General features: G+C 51.7%; 15 protein-coding genes. 4 read left to right on the forward strand and 11 right to left on the reverse strand.

All coding sequences use genetic code 11. The features are described 5' to 3' along the window. Positions 1-36 precede the first annotated feature (36 nt). Both cuyA and AC2D8P_RS03160 read left to right on the forward strand, forming a co-directional pair. Entirely contained in the window at positions 37-1,053 is a 1,017-nt protein-coding gene (gene cuyA, locus AC2D8P_RS03155) for a D-cysteate sulfo-lyase (RefSeq protein ID WP_484700367.1), read from the forward strand. A 410-nt stretch (positions 1,054-1,463) separates the two neighbouring features. Beyond that, entirely contained in the window at positions 1,464-2,243 is a 780-nt protein-coding gene (locus tag AC2D8P_RS03160; RefSeq protein ID WP_484700369.1) for an inositol monophosphatase family protein, read from the forward strand. On the opposite strand, the gene AC2D8P_RS03165 is transcribed toward AC2D8P_RS03160, so the two are convergent. The 3 genes from AC2D8P_RS03165 to AC2D8P_RS03175 are packed head-to-tail and all read right to left on the reverse strand — an operon-like array spanning position 2,240 to position 6,558. Continuing rightward, entirely contained in the window at positions 2,240-3,313 is a 1,074-nt protein-coding gene (locus AC2D8P_RS03165; RefSeq protein WP_484700370.1) for an ABC transporter ATP-binding protein, read from the reverse strand. The two genes, AC2D8P_RS03160 and AC2D8P_RS03165, sit on opposite strands and share 4 nt — an antisense overlap. A gap of 2 nt (positions 3,314-3,315) precedes the next feature. Continuing rightward, positions 3,316-5,520, reverse strand: coding sequence for an ABC transporter permease (locus AC2D8P_RS03170; RefSeq protein ID WP_484700372.1), 2,205 nt, complete (start codon positions 5,518-5,520; stop codon positions 3,316-3,318). A gap of 12 nt (positions 5,521-5,532) precedes the next feature. Further along, entirely contained in the window at positions 5,533-6,558 is a 1,026-nt protein-coding gene (locus tag AC2D8P_RS03175) for an ABC transporter substrate-binding protein (RefSeq protein WP_484700374.1), read from the reverse strand. A 250-nt stretch (positions 6,559-6,808) separates the two neighbouring features. Here AC2D8P_RS03175 and AC2D8P_RS03180 point away from each other — a divergent pair, with 250 nt between their 5' ends. Further along, positions 6,809-7,453 carry an HAD family hydrolase gene (locus AC2D8P_RS03180; protein ID WP_484700376.1) on the forward strand — a complete coding sequence of 215 codons (645 nt, stop codon included), beginning with the start codon at positions 6,809-6,811 and terminating at the stop codon, positions 7,451-7,453. 9 nt (positions 7,454-7,462) lie between these two features. On the opposite strand, the gene AC2D8P_RS03185 is transcribed toward AC2D8P_RS03180, so the two are convergent. Continuing rightward, positions 7,463-8,149, reverse strand: coding sequence for a D-lyxose/D-mannose family sugar isomerase (locus AC2D8P_RS03185; protein ID WP_484700378.1), 687 nt, complete (start codon positions 8,147-8,149; stop codon positions 7,463-7,465). Between the two features lie 169 nt (positions 8,150-8,318). Here AC2D8P_RS03185 and AC2D8P_RS03190 point away from each other — a divergent pair, with 169 nt between their 5' ends. Next, positions 8,319-9,245 (forward strand): carbohydrate kinase family protein, encoded by a 927-nt coding sequence (locus AC2D8P_RS03190; RefSeq protein ID WP_484700379.1) that lies wholly within the window; start codon positions 8,319-8,321, stop codon positions 9,243-9,245. A gap of 269 nt (positions 9,246-9,514) precedes the next feature. Here AC2D8P_RS03190 and AC2D8P_RS03195 read toward each other — a convergent pair whose 3' ends face one another. From AC2D8P_RS03195 to AC2D8P_RS03225, 7 genes are all read right to left on the reverse strand, one after another. After that, positions 9,515-10,660: a M56 family metallopeptidase gene (locus AC2D8P_RS03195; RefSeq protein ID WP_484700382.1), complete on the reverse strand. Its 1,146-nt coding sequence runs from the start codon at positions 10,658-10,660 to the stop codon at positions 9,515-9,517. Further along, positions 10,647-11,042, reverse strand: a complete 396-nt coding sequence (locus AC2D8P_RS03200; RefSeq protein ID WP_484700383.1) for a BlaI/MecI/CopY family transcriptional regulator — start codon at positions 11,040-11,042, stop codon at positions 10,647-10,649. The genes AC2D8P_RS03195 and AC2D8P_RS03200 overlap by 14 nt, the downstream gene beginning before the upstream one ends. 79 nt (positions 11,043-11,121) lie before the next feature. Next, entirely contained in the window at positions 11,122-11,523 is a 402-nt protein-coding gene (locus AC2D8P_RS03205) for a DUF2160 domain-containing protein (RefSeq protein ID WP_484700385.1), read from the reverse strand. Then, positions 11,523-12,320, reverse strand: a complete 798-nt coding sequence (locus AC2D8P_RS03210; RefSeq protein WP_484700387.1) for a carbohydrate ABC transporter permease — start codon at positions 12,318-12,320, stop codon at positions 11,523-11,525. Before AC2D8P_RS03210 ends, AC2D8P_RS03205 begins: the two co-directional genes overlap by 1 nt. Continuing rightward, positions 12,317-13,180 (reverse strand): carbohydrate ABC transporter permease, encoded by an 864-nt coding sequence (locus tag AC2D8P_RS03215; RefSeq protein ID WP_484700389.1) that lies wholly within the window; start codon positions 13,178-13,180, stop codon positions 12,317-12,319. Before AC2D8P_RS03215 ends, AC2D8P_RS03210 begins: the two co-directional genes overlap by 4 nt. Next, positions 13,177-14,250, reverse strand: coding sequence for an ABC transporter ATP-binding protein (locus AC2D8P_RS03220; RefSeq protein WP_484700391.1), 1,074 nt, complete (start codon positions 14,248-14,250; stop codon positions 13,177-13,179). The genes AC2D8P_RS03215 and AC2D8P_RS03220 overlap by 4 nt, the downstream gene beginning before the upstream one ends. Continuing rightward, a complete protein-coding gene (locus AC2D8P_RS03225) occupies positions 14,250-15,314 on the reverse strand; it encodes an ABC transporter ATP-binding protein (RefSeq protein WP_484700392.1) in 1,065 nt (354 codons plus the stop codon). Before AC2D8P_RS03225 ends, AC2D8P_RS03220 begins: the two co-directional genes overlap by 1 nt.

Below are 15,314 nucleotides of genomic sequence, written 5' to 3' on the forward strand. Positions count from 1 at the left end.
GAATAAATTGCGCAAATCATATATTAGGAGCTTATCATGCATCTCGCCCGTTATCCCCGAAAATTCCTTGCTCACTTGCCCACACCGCTAGAGCGGTTGGACCGTCTCTCTGCCGAACTGGGCGGGCCGGAAATCTGGATCAAGCGCGATGATTGCACCGGGCTATCCACCGGTGGCAACAAGACGCGCAAGCTGGAATTCCTGATGGCAGAGGCAGAGCTGGAAGGCGCCGACATGGTCATGACCCAGGGCGCAACCCAATCTAACCATGCCCGTCAAACTGCTGCTTTTGCAGCTAAAATGGGAATGGCCTGTCATATTCTTTTGGAAGATCGCACCGGATCGAACAACGCAAACTACAACAACAACGGCAATGTTTTTCTGGACCATCTGCATGGCGCCACGACCGAAAAACGCGCGGGCGGACTGGACATGAATGCCGAGATGGAAAAGGTCGCCGATCAGTTCCGGGCCGAGGGGAAAAAAGTCTACACCATTCCCGGCGGCGGCTCCAACCCAACCGGCGCGCTGGGTTATGTGAATTGCGCGTTTGAGATGCTCGGCCAATTCAACGAACGTGGGCTAAAGGTTGATCACATCGTGCACGCCACAGGCTCTGCCGGGACACAGGCCGGACTGATCGTCGGATTGCAGGCCACCAACGCACAAATCCCGCTCTTGGGTGTTGGCGTACGCGCCCCAAAACCCAAACAAGAGGAAAACGTCTATAACCTCGCCTGTGCCACGGCTGATAAGCTGGGTTGTTCCGGTGTCGTCGCCCGCGAAGATGTGGTCGCTAACACGGATTATGTTGGCGAAGGTTACGGCATCCCAACCCAAAGCGGGCTGGAAGCCATCCGCATGTTCGCAGAGCTGGAGGCAATCTTGCTGGATCCGGTCTATTCAGCCAAGGGTGCTGCCGGGTTCATCGACTTGATCCGCAAAGGCCATTTCAAGAAAGGTGAACGCGTCGTTTTCCTGCACACCGGCGGCGCCGTGGCCCTGTTTGGTTATGACAGTGCCTTTGACAATTCCAGCCGCTGGGTTGGCTAAGTCGCTGTAATCTTTACTCTTCAGGTCGCTCTCGGCGGCCTGAAGATGTTGCAATTCAACTGCAACTGTCCGGGCGAAAATGCCTTGCTCAAATCACTCAGGACATGAAAATAAAAGCCCACAACAGAAGGTGAACTTAGTCGCCGCTTCGCATTTTTTTGGAAGTGGCGGACCGAGGATCACCATAACTTATCACTTAACACATTATAATTAAACTATTATTACATACGATATATTTAGCTTACCACAATAAATACCACATGATGTCGCGTTTTTTCTGATTCACATCCGATCAACCTACCCACAAATCGCAATCTAGCTTAAGTTCTAACAAAGCGTCCTTAATCACTCGCTGCTCCACAATGCGATCAATTCCGCAAAGCAACAAACTGGTTATCTATATGCATGGCATGATCAAAACTCTTACCAAGATTTGCCGCGAGTCCGGCGAACTGGCAAAACACTATTTTGATAATCAAAGTCAACTCATTATAGATAGTAAGGGTCACCAAGATTTCGTGTCGCAGGCTGATCGCGAGGTGGAACTACTGACGCGTAAGCTTCTGCGTAATCACTTCCCCGATGACACCATTGTTGGGGAGGAATATGCCCCCACTTCAGGCACATCCGGCTTTACCTGGGTCATCGATCCCATCGATGGTACAACGAACTTTATCAATGGCATCCCAGCATGGACGGTTGTGATTGCAGGCGTCAGTGAAGGCCGGACCCAGATTGGTATCATTCACGATCCTTGCAACAACGAAACCTTCATTGCAGCTCGGGGCAAAGGGGCGTTACTGAACGGAACGCCTTTAACAATCAACGATGACAGGAAACTGTCCGAAGGGACGGTAGGTATTGGGTATTCAAATCGTGTCCATGACCGCGGCATCGTTCGGCTGGTTACAAGTTTGATTGAAGAAGGGGCCATGTTCTACCGCAATGCCTCTGGCGCTCTCTCGTTGGCTTATGTCGCGGCAGGGCGTCTTCTTGGTTACGCGGAAGAGCACATGAACGCCTGGGATTGTCTTGCGGGGCAACTGATCGTGTCAGAGGCCGGCGGGCGGGTTGAGGATCAGAACGCCGATGACATGATCCAGAACGGTGGGCGCGTTGTAGTTGGTCTGCCAAATGTCTTTGACCAGCTTCTACGGATATCCATCACCGCATTCGATGTCGAAGGCTAGGTTCGGGGCAGCAAAACCGGGCCTTTGTGGGCAAAGCCAACGGTGACATCCGACCCGACCTCTAGCGGCGCATCCACATCGTCCTGAACGGCAAACATCGATCCAAACGCTGCTTCCAATGTGTATTCCATACGTACACCGACATAGGTTGCCTTGACGACTTTTGCAGAAAAGCCGCCTTCTGCACCAATCACCAGTCTGGAAGGTCGAACCGCCAAAGTCGCGGTTCCCGCTTCCAGTCCACGCGCGGGCAACTGATGGCGATATCCCTCGATGTTGATATTTGCCTGATCGTTTTCAACACTCTCTATTGTGCAGGGCAAAATGTTGGCTTCGCCGATGAAATCGGCAACGAACCGGTCAACCGGCGCATCATAAAGCTGCCGAGGTGTTCCAATCTGTGCAATGCTTGCATTGCGCATAACAACAATCTCATCCGACACCGCAAGGGCCTCTTCCTGATCATGGGTCACGTAAACCACTGTCAGGCCGAGATCTTTTTGAATGGCCCTTATGTCTTCCCTCACCTGCCGACGCAGCTTTGCATCCAGGTTCGATAATGGTTCATCAAATAGCAAAACCTGCGGTTCCAAGACCAGGGCCCGGGCCACCGCGACGCGCTGCTGTTGCCCACCTGACAATTCGCTGGGCAAACGGCTGTCAAAACCTTTCAGGCCAACTAAGTCCAAGCCAGCCAAAGCCCGATCGCGTGTCTCTGACTTGGAAAATCCCGAAAAGGTCAGCCCATAAGAGACGTTTTCCAGAACGCTCATATGCGGAAACAACGCATATGATTGAAACACCATCGACACGTCGCGATCAGTTGCGGGTAATTTAGTGACATCCTTGTCACCAATCAGAATGCGACCTGATGTGGCCATTTCCAGCCCCGCAATCATCCGCAACGTCGTGGTTTTTCCGCAGCCAGACGGCCCCAGCAATGTCACTAGTTTCCCTGCCTTGACGTTTAGATCAATGTTGTCCACGGCGACGACATCGCGACCAAAGCTTTTCGTTACGTTTTCGAACCTGACGGGGGCAGCTTTGCCGGTGATTTGAGTTTCAACCATGTTTATTCTCCTGCCTCGAACTGCGTCCGGCGGCCAATTTTTGTGCGTCCGACGATAAGCTGCAAAATCCCGACGGCCGTCAGCATCACCACGATCAGCGTTGTGGAATAGGCAATCGCGAGCCCATAGTCATTATTTTCGACCCGCCCGATGATATAGCTGGTGGCCATGTCATATTCTGCCGAAACCAGAAAGATCACCGCCGATATGGCCGTCATGGCGCGGACGAAACTGTACACCAGCGCTGCCAATATGGCCGGACGCAGCAACGGCAGAATGATCTTGCGGAAGGTCTGCCATGAGTTTGCGCCCAGTGTCAGGGAGGATTCATCCAGTGATTTGTCCAACTGGCTCATCGAGGCGATACCAGCACGCACGCCAACCGGCATGTTTCGGAAGATAAAGCTGACAATCAGGATGATCCCGGTGCCCGTGATCTCGATCGGCGGTACATTGAAGGCCAGAATATAGCTGACCCCAATCACAGTACCGGGGATGGCAAAGCTGAGCATGGTGCCGAATTCGAACGCATTTTTTCCGGCAAAGGTCTGACGGGTCAGCAGATACGCCGTGATTAGCCCGACGATGGCCGTCAGGGGTGCGGCGGCTGCCGCGATTTTGATTGTAGTCCAGAAACTATCCCAGGCGGCACCGGTCCAGCGAATGCCGGCTTCTTCAATACGGAAAGAAAACGCGGTGACGTAATGCTTGAAGGTCAGCGTATTATTGACGCCCCAAAGTTCAACCACGCTGCCGTACAGGATCATGCAATAGACGACCAACGTGAACAGCCCCCAGATCGCGGCGGCTATAAAAACAGGAATTGCTAGTCCGTTTGGCATCAACGGATGCACGCCTGCATCGCCCTTTCCCGAAACGGTAGTGTAGCTTTTCTTTCCCAGCCACATCCGCTGTGCATAAAAGGCCGACAACGTAAAGAAGAGCAAAACCATCGCCAACACTGCCGCCCGGCCCTGGTCATATTGTGCACCCACAATCGCAAAGAATATCTCGGTCGACAAAACATCGAAATTGCCACCCAAAACCAGCGGATTGCCAAAATCGGCCATGCTTTCGATAAAACCGAGCAAGAACGCATTCGCCAAACCTGGGCGCATCAGGGGCAAAGACACCGTTCTGAAAGTCTGCCAACGACTGGCGCGCAACGTTTGTGCGGCCTCTTCCATAGAGGGAGAGACCCCTTCGACCACACCGATCAGAACCAGAAAGGCAATCGGGGTAAAGGCGAGCGTCTGCGCGATCAAAACGCCGGGCATCCCGTAGAGCCATCGTGTGGGTTGAACCCCGAACAACTCCGCGAAAAATTGGGTCACCGATCCGGACAATCCAAATAGCAAGATCAATGCCAACCCGATCACGAAGGGCGGCGTAATGATCGGCAATACCGTCAGGGCCCGCAGCAAACGCTTGTAGCGAAATCCAGACCGAGTCACGACAAGGGCAAAGACAAGCCCCAGCGCGGTGGTCAGAAACCCGACGATGACAGCGAGTATTAAAGAATTCAGCGCCGCCCCACACCGACCACCCGCGAAACAGCCGACCCCCCATAGCCGATCGTCAAAGAACTTTGCGGTAAAGACTGCTGCCGAATACCCGCCTTCCTCTGTAATGAAAGCTGCAATCAACATCTTTGCGATCGGGAAGAATACAAAGGTGGTGACAATTACGATGACGCCGCCAATCGCACTGACGACAAACACATCGCCATTGATTGCGCCGCGCGCAGCAATGCCTTGGGTAAAAAGGAACAGGAAGGAGGAAGCGACGAACAAGGCCCCATAGCCCATTCCGAATTGTCGATCCCCCAGATCGCCAAACAGTGCCTTCAACCAGTCAAAGGTGAAACCACGGATGCCGATCCCAAAGCCCTGCATCATCAGATAGCCAAACCCGGCAGCACCAGACAGGATCAGAATCCGGGCATAGTTTGGATCGCTTTTCGCCCTCTTCAACGCAAACAATGACGCGATCATCGGGATCAGAATGGGCGCAAGCCACAGCTTTTCCCCCTGCCCGATCAGAAAAATCCCCGGGGCGTAATCCTCGTCAAACGGATAACCATCAATCAACCATTCAAACGTGAAAAATCCATCCTCTATCCCGTACCAGGGCAGAAGACAGAACCCGACCCACCCGACGACGATCCAGAAGATCAGTGCCGGATGAGCGGTCTTGTCAAGGATCATGCCGCGCAAGGTTTATTGCGGAAGTGTAGAGACTTCTTCGTCCCACTTTTGCAGCAGGCGCTTGCGTTCGTCAGACGATCCATATGTCCTGAAATCATAGTCAATCAGTTTGATTGTCGACATGTCCGGTGCGGACGGTGACGTTTCGGCATTCACATTCGATGGCACCTGGAACGCGTTTACTTGCAACGCTAGGTTTTGCGCATCTGCGGACAAGGCCCAATCATAAAACTGCTGAGCTTCGTCCATGTTCCGCGCGCCGGAAATAATGGACATGGACCCAATCTCATACCCTGTGCCCTCACACGGGGCGACAACATTGATTGGGAACCCCGAAACCGCCTGCTTCACGGCATCATGCATGAAGACGATACCGATGGTGTTTTCACCACGTCCCGCCGCCTTGATCGGGGCAGAGCCTGATTTGGTGTATTGGTTGATATTGGCATGCAGGCCTTTCATGAATTCAAAGCCTTCATCCTCGCCAAATATCTGAACCATGGAGGCTAGCGTTGTATAGGCTGTGCCCGATGAGTTCGGGTTCGCCATCTGAACGTGGCCTTTGTATTCGGGTTTCAAAAGGTCGGCCCAGCAGGACGGTTCAGGCAGGTCATTCGCCGCCAAAAGCTCTGTGTTATACCCGTAGCCCAGCGCGCCAGAATAGATGCCGATGGTTTTGTCACCCGCACTTTCGGCCTGACTGATTGCCCAGCCATGCAACTGATCCCGCATGGGCGAAACATAAGGTTCTGTCAGGCCTTCCTCTGCGGCCTGCAGATGCGGATCACCCGTGCCACCCCACCATACATCCCCCTTGGGGTTCGAGGCCTCTGCCTTGACTTGCGCAAATGTCTCTCCGGATGATTTCCGGGTCATGTTCACGTCAATTCCCGTGGCATCCTCAAAACTGCGGGCAATCAACTGGCACCAGTCTTCCTGTGCAGAACAATACAGCGTCAATTTATCCGCACTTGCCGCAGATACCCCTGAGGTGATGGCGACAACAGATGTCAACGCGAGCAGATGAATTCGTTTCATGTTTTTCTCCCTTTGGTCAGGCGATGGAACATTCTTCAGGTTCCGATCATTTTGCCTTTTTATCTGACACCGCGTGATAAATTGTATCTCAGTGTCAAAGCACGATGCCAACGCGGTGCCATTCCAACGACTTAGGTACAATCGAATATTGGGCTGTTTACGCTAACATTCACTCTGGCATATGAAGTCAAAGCAGCCAATATTGTCAAGACTTTCAATCCGCTGAAATGAACATGGGCCGGTAATTCAAATGATCGCAGCAAAACTCCACACACCAACAGGGGCATCCGATCTTGCCTCAGATCGCTGGTATGAACATTGCGTAAATGGCGGCTATCTTGGGTTCATTTTCGATTGTGACGGCACGCTGGTCGAAAGCGAAGACGTCCATTTCGAAGCGTTCAGATTGGCGACACTTGAACAAGGGGCGCTGCTGGACCGTGATTGGTATTTTACACGAACCGGTCTCGACAGGTCCTCTCTGATCCGGGAGTTCTCATCAAAATACCATCCGAACCTCGATATTGAACGGGCGATCGAACGAAGCATATCGATATTCATCGAAACCAGTTTTCGCGTGCAGCCTATCGAACAAACGGCTGATTTGGTTCGCGATTTGGCGGGTGCGTATCCTTTGGCCGTTGGCACAAATGCCGAGCGATCAGTTGCCGGCGCTTCACTGACTGCAACTGGAATGCTTCAGCACTTTGACCATATCGTATCGATAAGCGATGGCTGCTTGCCAAAACCATCGCCCGAGATTTTCAAAAAGGCGGCTTCCCTCTTGGCCGTCGCGCCGGAGCAGACCTTGGTGATCGAGGATTCTGCGCAAGGTGTAAAGGCGGCACTAACCGCCGGAATGAACGTGATCGAAATCATAGGCTTTGATCGTTAGGGATCTGAACTAGCCCAGCCATTTCTGATAGTCGCTGACCAATAGATGAACCGGCGCTTCATCTTCTTCGATCTCCGAAAATCGCCCGATGGGTTCTCGGAATACATTGTCTGTCTCGTCGTCGTTGACGGTGGACACTTCACCAATCAGCACATCGCCACCCTCTCCCCAAAACGCATGCCAGTCGCCTGGTGCCAAAGTCACGCTTTCACCCGGGTTAAGTTTTATTTTTTCGCCTGGTACGAATGGTCTGTTCATACCGTCGCACAATACGGAACCACCACGATCCTCGGCAAAGTTACCATCATCATCGGATCCATAGAGTTCGACAACCAAGGTTGCCCCGCCGCGATTAATGATATCTTCCGATTTGATGATATGAGTATGCATTGGGCTTAGCTGATCCTTCTTTGAGATCAGGAGCTTTTCAGCATAGCACATTCCGCCGCCTCTTCTCAGATCACTCAGACGTCCGTTGCGAAGAGTAAACAGAAAGAGCCCCATCTGATCAAATCGTCCGGCCCCGTAATCGGTGATATCCCATCCACAGCGTGCATCGATCACATGGCAGACCATATCGCGTTTGGCTTTGAATTCAGCCGGGCTCCACGCCGCGAATGGCGGCAGGACAAAGCCGTGTCGACGTATCATATCATGGGCTTGCGCCATAATAGTATTAACGGAAGATCGTTTCATTTGTCCCCTGCGACATCATCTGGTGCCAATGCTAAGTCACGCCAACCACACATAACATTCTTTCATACAAATATGCATATTCAAGGCGATAGCAGATGGCGGTTGAATTTATTCCGGTTAGGATGATCACGAAGGCACTGCACCATAGTATGCGCATCGGGGTGAATGAATGATTTTATGTTGCGGAGAGGCGTTGATCGACATGCTGCCCTCTGAAACGTCGTCTGGGCAGACAGTATTGACGCCAACATCCGGTGGATCTGTATTCAATACAGCCATTGCCCTTGGTCGGCTGGATGTGCCGACCGGGTTCTATTCAGGGCTATCGCTCGACCTGTTTGGCCGGCAACTCATGCAAACCCTGCACGCAAGCAATGTGGATACAACACATGTCGTTTTGTCAGAGCGACCCACCACACTGGCATTTGTTCAACTCACTGAAGGACATGCTACTTACACGTTCTATGACGAAAACAGCGCCGGTCGAATGCTGCAGCCCGCTAACATCCCCAATCTGCCGCCGCAGGTCAAAGCGCTCTATTTCGGTGGAATTTCTCTGGCCAGTGAACCCTGTGGCGACACTTATTTAGAACTGGCGCAAAGATATTCATCTGATGGCTCTGTCATGGTCGATCCGAATATTCGGCCCGCATTTATCAAAAACGAAGGTCGGTTCAGGGATCGCATCGCTCAGATGTTTTCATTGGCCGATATTGTGAAAGTGTCAAACGACGACCTGAACTGGCTCATTCCAACATCGCAATCGGATGAGGATAAAGCCGCACAAATACTCGCGCATGGGCCAAGGCTGTTGGTGCTCACCAGTGGCAGCCGAGGCGCGACCGGCTTTACATCGAACGGCGCAGTGATTGATGTTGCAGCCGCCAATGCAGACGTGGTGGATACGGTCGGTGCGGGCGACACTTTCAACGCAGGGTTCCTTGCCAAGATGGACGAGTTGAACGTGCTGGAGAAACCATCGCTTGGAAACTTGAATGAGTCGCAAATCGCGACCGCGATGGAGTGTGGCGCACGCGTTTCAGCGATTACAGTCGGACGCGCGGGTTCCAATCCACCATGGAAGAAAGAGCTGTAGCAGCTCAAAACCCAACAATCCGATGAAAAAGGCAGTTGTGATGCAGTGAGCCTCAGCCCTGTTACCCCGCCTAACAATTCGCTGGTCAGTTCAAGCGGACACTGGCAACTGACAGAACCAATGTCGTCTAAGCGGACAAAGCCGCCATCGCTATGGACGGTGCACGTGACCGCTTTTTCGTGACCTAACCCGCTGCGAGAGTTTTCGTCACGTCCGCACGAACATGGTTCAGTTCGATTGGCGTGCACTATACAGACAAAGTTGAATACTCAATTCCGCGGGCGTGCGAATGTAGACAATCTGTTTATCTCGTCCAGCCGCTCCAGATTTACCACCGTGGACAGCATCAACCTGTCATGGCTCCAATCGCCGGGTTTTTGGATTGCGACTGCGCACAGCATGATAAAACCCACAATCGGGATGATGATCGCCACATTTATCAGCTTCTGATTTGGCATTTTACGCATCTCCAACAAGGAAACGATGCGCTGTTCAAGAAAGCTCATCTTCCCATTGCGCAAAGCTGAGCGATCTGCCGTCACCAGTGTGACCTTTGGTAACGCAACCACAAACATTCGGTCGCGCCGCAATGTTTGCTGACATACGGACATCAGAGTTTCACAATAGGCCCGCACATCAAAGCGTCCGCGGATCAAGACTTCGCTATCGCAATTCAGTTCCCTCAGATCTTCGACCTGCCGCTTCCACGCATGATAAGCGGGATTCAGGAAGAACAAGGGTTTCAGGATTTCAAGAAGAATCTCCCACTCGATGTCATGTTGGCGAAGATGCTGAAATTCATGCGCGAGTGAAATTTTCAACTCTTTACCCTGACCCAGCATATGTGATGGCACAACGACGTAGTAATTGCGCAATCCTCGGGTAGAGAAAGGCACAAGCGTGCGATCTGAAAGTCGGATGTGAACACGCCCAAAGCGCCGCCACGCATAGCTGTCAGAGACGATTGTATGCAGGCAAAACACCGAAACCAAAAGTCGCATGGTGCCAACACAAAGCCCGGCAAGAAACGCCGCAATGATGGCCCAAGACAGCCATCCGGCAGTATTCATGATGTTGATCGTTAGTGTGTCACGCATCATGACCAGGCGTTCGAACTCCGCGGCGCTCATCTCGATCCCGCCATTCAGATAGTGCGAGACAACCATGTCAGACAGATTGACACTCAGGGCTTTGCCAAAGCCGATTTCTTGCAAAAGATTGAGCCCGAGGATCATGAATGGGGCCAAGGCAATTGCAAGAAAGACGCTGTTCAGAAGTTTCAAATGGGTGCCATGAGCCCCCTTTAACCCCAAACGGTCCAAAGCAAACCGTACGAATGACCATAGAGCATAAGCCAGAACAATCAGTATATTGGCATCGATGAAAGCGTCGAGAATTGCATCACCCGGTATCATTTTTCAACCTCCGATCAACAAGTGCCCGGATTTGCCCCAATGCTTCTTCGGTCAATTCTTCATCATTAACGAGGCGCGCAACCAAAGAGGCCGGCGTGTCGTCAAACAGCTTCATTGACAAGTCTTTCAACGAGCGGGTTTGGTATGCGTCTTTTTCCAGCAAGGGTTTGAAAACATGTCGTTTCCCCTCTTTTCGGCTGGTTGCAAATTCCTTCTGTTCGAGGATGCGCAAAATGGTCGCGGCGGAGGTGTATGCAAGATTTCGGTCGTCGGGCAACTGGTCGAGCACATCACGTACCGTACCTTCACCCATTGACCACAGCACATTCATGAACTCCAACTCCACTTCAGTGAGAAGCTCATGTTTTTTCTTTTCTCTCATGTTATCCCATCCGCGGGTTTCGCTCGCTTGATAAGCAGAGCTAGTAAATACTTATTATTGGCATATCGGAAGCAATTTCTCATACCTTCCGAAAACAGAACACGGCCCAACCGATGCTAATCGCCAATGGCCACCAAAGCGGTTGCCCCACAAGGCCCAACCAGGCCAAAAAAATGTAAGACGTACCAAGCAAGGAGATAAACAAACGATCGCCGCGCGTGGTGACAAGGCCAAGCACACCTTTTCTCTCATCCCCACCTGGGCGATGGATCTCCAGAAATGTAATCACACCCATCGCGGTAAAGATCCCGCAAAAGAGCACGAATGTTGCCGGTGTCCATGCCATCCAGAAATCCGGCCATAGCGGTGCTGTCCAGGAAAACCCCTTGTCGTCCTCCGTGCCGACATTACCCCACCCTTGGGCAAGTGCGTTGCCAGAGGACAGAAGGATAAACATAGGCGTCGCAAATCGTCTCAACATCATACCCTCCCCAAGGCGAAACCCTTGGCAATATAGTTGCGCACGAAATAGATGACGATTGCACCGGGGATAATCGTCAGCGTGCCCGCTGCAGCCAGCAAACCCAATTCATACCCTGCAGAAGATGCCGTTTTCGTCATCGTGGCCGCTATTGGCTTCGCAGCAACAGCAGTCAACGTTTTTGCAAGCAGCAGTTCCACCCATGAAAACATAAAGCAGAAAAAGGCAGCAACACCGACACCCGCTTTGATGGTCGGCAGGAATATGGTTATGAAAAATCGTGGGAATGAGTAGCCATCAACATAGGCGGTTTCGTCCAATTCTTTTGGCACGCCCCCCATGAACCCTTCCAAGATCCACACCGCAAGCGGGATATTGAAGAGGCAGTGGGCCAGCGCCACAGCTATGTGCGTGTCAAACAATCCGACAGATGAATAGAGTTGGAAGAACGGAAGAGCAAACACTGCGGCTGGCGCCATGCGGTTTGTCAGCAACCAGAAAAACAACTGTTTGTCGCCCAAAAACCTGTAACGCGAAAATGCATAAGCCGCCGGCAAAGCCACGCTGACGGATATGACCGTGTTCAGCGACACATAGATGATCGAATTGATATAGCCCCAATACCAGCTTGGGTCAGTGAAAATGACGCGATAATTCTGAAGTGTGAACGTTTGTGGAAACAGGCTGAATCCAGACAGAATTTCCCCTGTTGTCTTAAAGCTCATCGCGATCAGCCAGTAGATCGGCAACATCAAAAACAGAATATAGATGATGGGTATCAAGGAGCGTTTTCTCATTTCGCATCATCCTTTGTCATAAGAGTATAAAATAACCAGCTGACGAGAAGCGTGATTGCAAAATAGATCAGCGACATAGCTGCGGCCGGACCTAGATCAAACTGCCCCAGTGCAATTTTCACAAGGTCGATCGACAACAATGTCGTTGAGTTTCCGGGCCCCCCGCCTGTGAGCACAAAAGGTTCGGTGTAGATGTTGAAACTGTCCATAAACCGAAGCAGGACGGCGATTGTTAAAACCGTTTTCATCTTGGGAAGCTGGATGTAACGGAAAACCTTCCAAGGACTTGCGCCGTCAATCTTGGCGGCCTGATAATATGCATCAGGGATTGAGACGAGGCCCGCATAGGACAGCAGCACAACCAAAGACGTCCAGTGCCAGACATCCATTGTTATGATTGTGACCCAGGCCGCGAACGGATTTTGAGTCATATCATAAGGAATGCCTAAAGTGTGGTTCATAAGATATCCCAACAAACCGATGTCAGGCAGCGTAAAGATATTCCACATAGCCCCCACAACATTCCAAGGAATGAGCATCGGCAACGCCATCGTGACCAGACAGACGGGTACCCAGACGCCTTTTTTGGGCATGGACAGGGCAATCACAATTCCCAATGGCACCTCGATTGCCAAAATGAGGAACGTGAAAAGAAACTGACGCCCCAGCGCGGCGTGAAAACGATCGGAACGCAGTATTTGTTCAAACCAATCTAGGCCCTGCCAAAAGAATACATTGTTGCCGAAGGTTTCCTGAACCGAATAGTTAACGACGGTCATGATCGGTACGAGCGCATTGAATGCGACCAGCAACATGACTGGCAACACGAAAAACCAGGCTCTTTGATTCTCTGTTCTCATCTTGCAGCCTCTGTTGTTATCCACCCATCACGGTAAAGACGCGTTTGATCATGTCGGAATTTCAAATGAACCGCATCTCCCTGAATGGGTGCGTCACCTTCGATTATGGCTTTGACTGATGTGTTCCCGATCATCGCTTCGATCACCGAATGTCGCCCCACGTCCGAGACCTTGCGCACACGAGCTTCAAATCCATCATCTGCAATCGCCACAAACTCTGGACGGATCCCAATTTGCGTTAGCCCACCATATCCTGTGACTTTACCTTCCAATGCGATGTTAAGGCCTTCGAACGAGACTTTGCCGCCGATCTCTTGCGCCGGCAGGATGTTCATACCGGGTGATCCGATAAAATGCCCGACAAAGACATGCTGAGGCCGCTCAAACAGTTCAACGGGGGTTCCGATCTGTACAATTTCACCATCCTGCATCACCACCACCTGATCAGCGAATGTCAGAGCCTCTGTCTGATCATGGGTGACATAAATCATGGTGGCGCGTACTCTTTGATGCAGCTCTTTAAGCTTTGATCTGAGTTTCCACTTCAGGTGGGGATCAATCACAGTGAGAGGTTCATCAAACATGACAACGTTCACATCGTCGCGCACCAGCCCTCGGCCCATGGATATCTTTTGCTTGTTATCTGGGGAGAGATGCGCAGCGCGCGTATCCAGCATGTCCTCGACTTCAAGCATCGCTGCGATCTCCGCCACTCGTGTGGCGATACGCGAGTTATCGACTCCACGATTGCGCAATGGGAACGCCAAGTTATCGCGCACGGTCATCGTGTCGTAGATTACCGGAAACTGGAAAACTTGCGCAATGTTTCGCTGGTCTGGTGTCATGTCGGTAACATCCCGATCATCAAACAAAATGCGCCCTTCAGAAGGCGTCAAAAGGCCAGAAATAATGTTGAGCAGCGTCGACTTCCCGCAACCAGATGGTCCAAGAAGCGCGTAAGCACCTCCGTCTTGCCAATCTAGGTCTATTTCCTTGAGTGCATAATCTTGCGGTCCCTGTGGATTTGGAAGGTAAGAGTGCCGAAGATTTGAAAGGCTAATTTTGGCCATCAGGCAACGAACCCCCCTTCGGCATCGAAATAAAATGCTTGGTCGGGATCCATGTAAAATTCATGAGATTCACCGACTTGATATGCGTGGACTCCGTGGGCAAGCGAGACCCAGCCGTCATCTCCCATCTGGAAATGCGCACTTGATTCAGATCCGGACAATTCAGTCACAAGCACGGTGCCGCTCAAAGCAATGTCACCAGGTTTGGATTTGAAAGGGGTCACGTGGTGTGGGCGTATAGCGACTGTATATTGCCCGTCTTTCAGTTTGGAAGCGTCGCCTTCGAGGGACCAGGAAACACCAGTCTTCATTCGGACAGTACTACCGGTTTTAATGACTTCAGCGGAGTTGATCGGCGGATCAGAAAACACACGTGCGGCCGACAGGCTTTCGGGGTTTCTGTAGATTTCTGACGTCGCCCCAAATTGGGTCACAGATCCGTCGTCCATGAGAGCGGTTTTTCCTCCCAGCAGCAATGCTTCTTCAGGTTCTGATGTCGCATAAACAACAACGGCACCCCGTCCTGCGAAAAGTTCTGGAAGCTGCTCCCGCAATTCTTCCCGCAGCTTATAGTCCAGGTTAGCGAGAGGCTCGTCCAGAAACACGGCTCGGCTTTCCTTGGCGATGGCTCGGGCAAGAGCGCAACGTTGTTGCTGGCCGCCGCTCAGTTCCTGTGGACGGCGTGATAACATTGGGCGCAATTGCAAGATGTCGGCGGCTTCTTCAACGCGGCCTTGGATTTCGGACTTAGGCATGCCTGCCACTTTCAAAGGGGAGGCAATATTGTCGAATACAGTCATATGCGGATAATTCACAAAAAACTGGTGAACCAAGCTGATGTTTCGCTTTTGTGTCGATAGTTTTGAGACATCTTCGCCATTTATGAATATCTGCCCGGATGCCAATGGATCTAGCCCTGCCATAAGCTTGATCAGTGACGTCTTGCCGGACCCAGTTTGCCCCAAAAGGACATTGAAATACCCAGACTCAAGAACAAGCGATGTCGGCTTGATATGCGTTATGCCGCGCGTCACTTTGCTAGCTTTGATGAGCTCAACTGTCAT

It is taken from the genome of Roseovarius sp. YIN77, assembly GCF_057219155.1.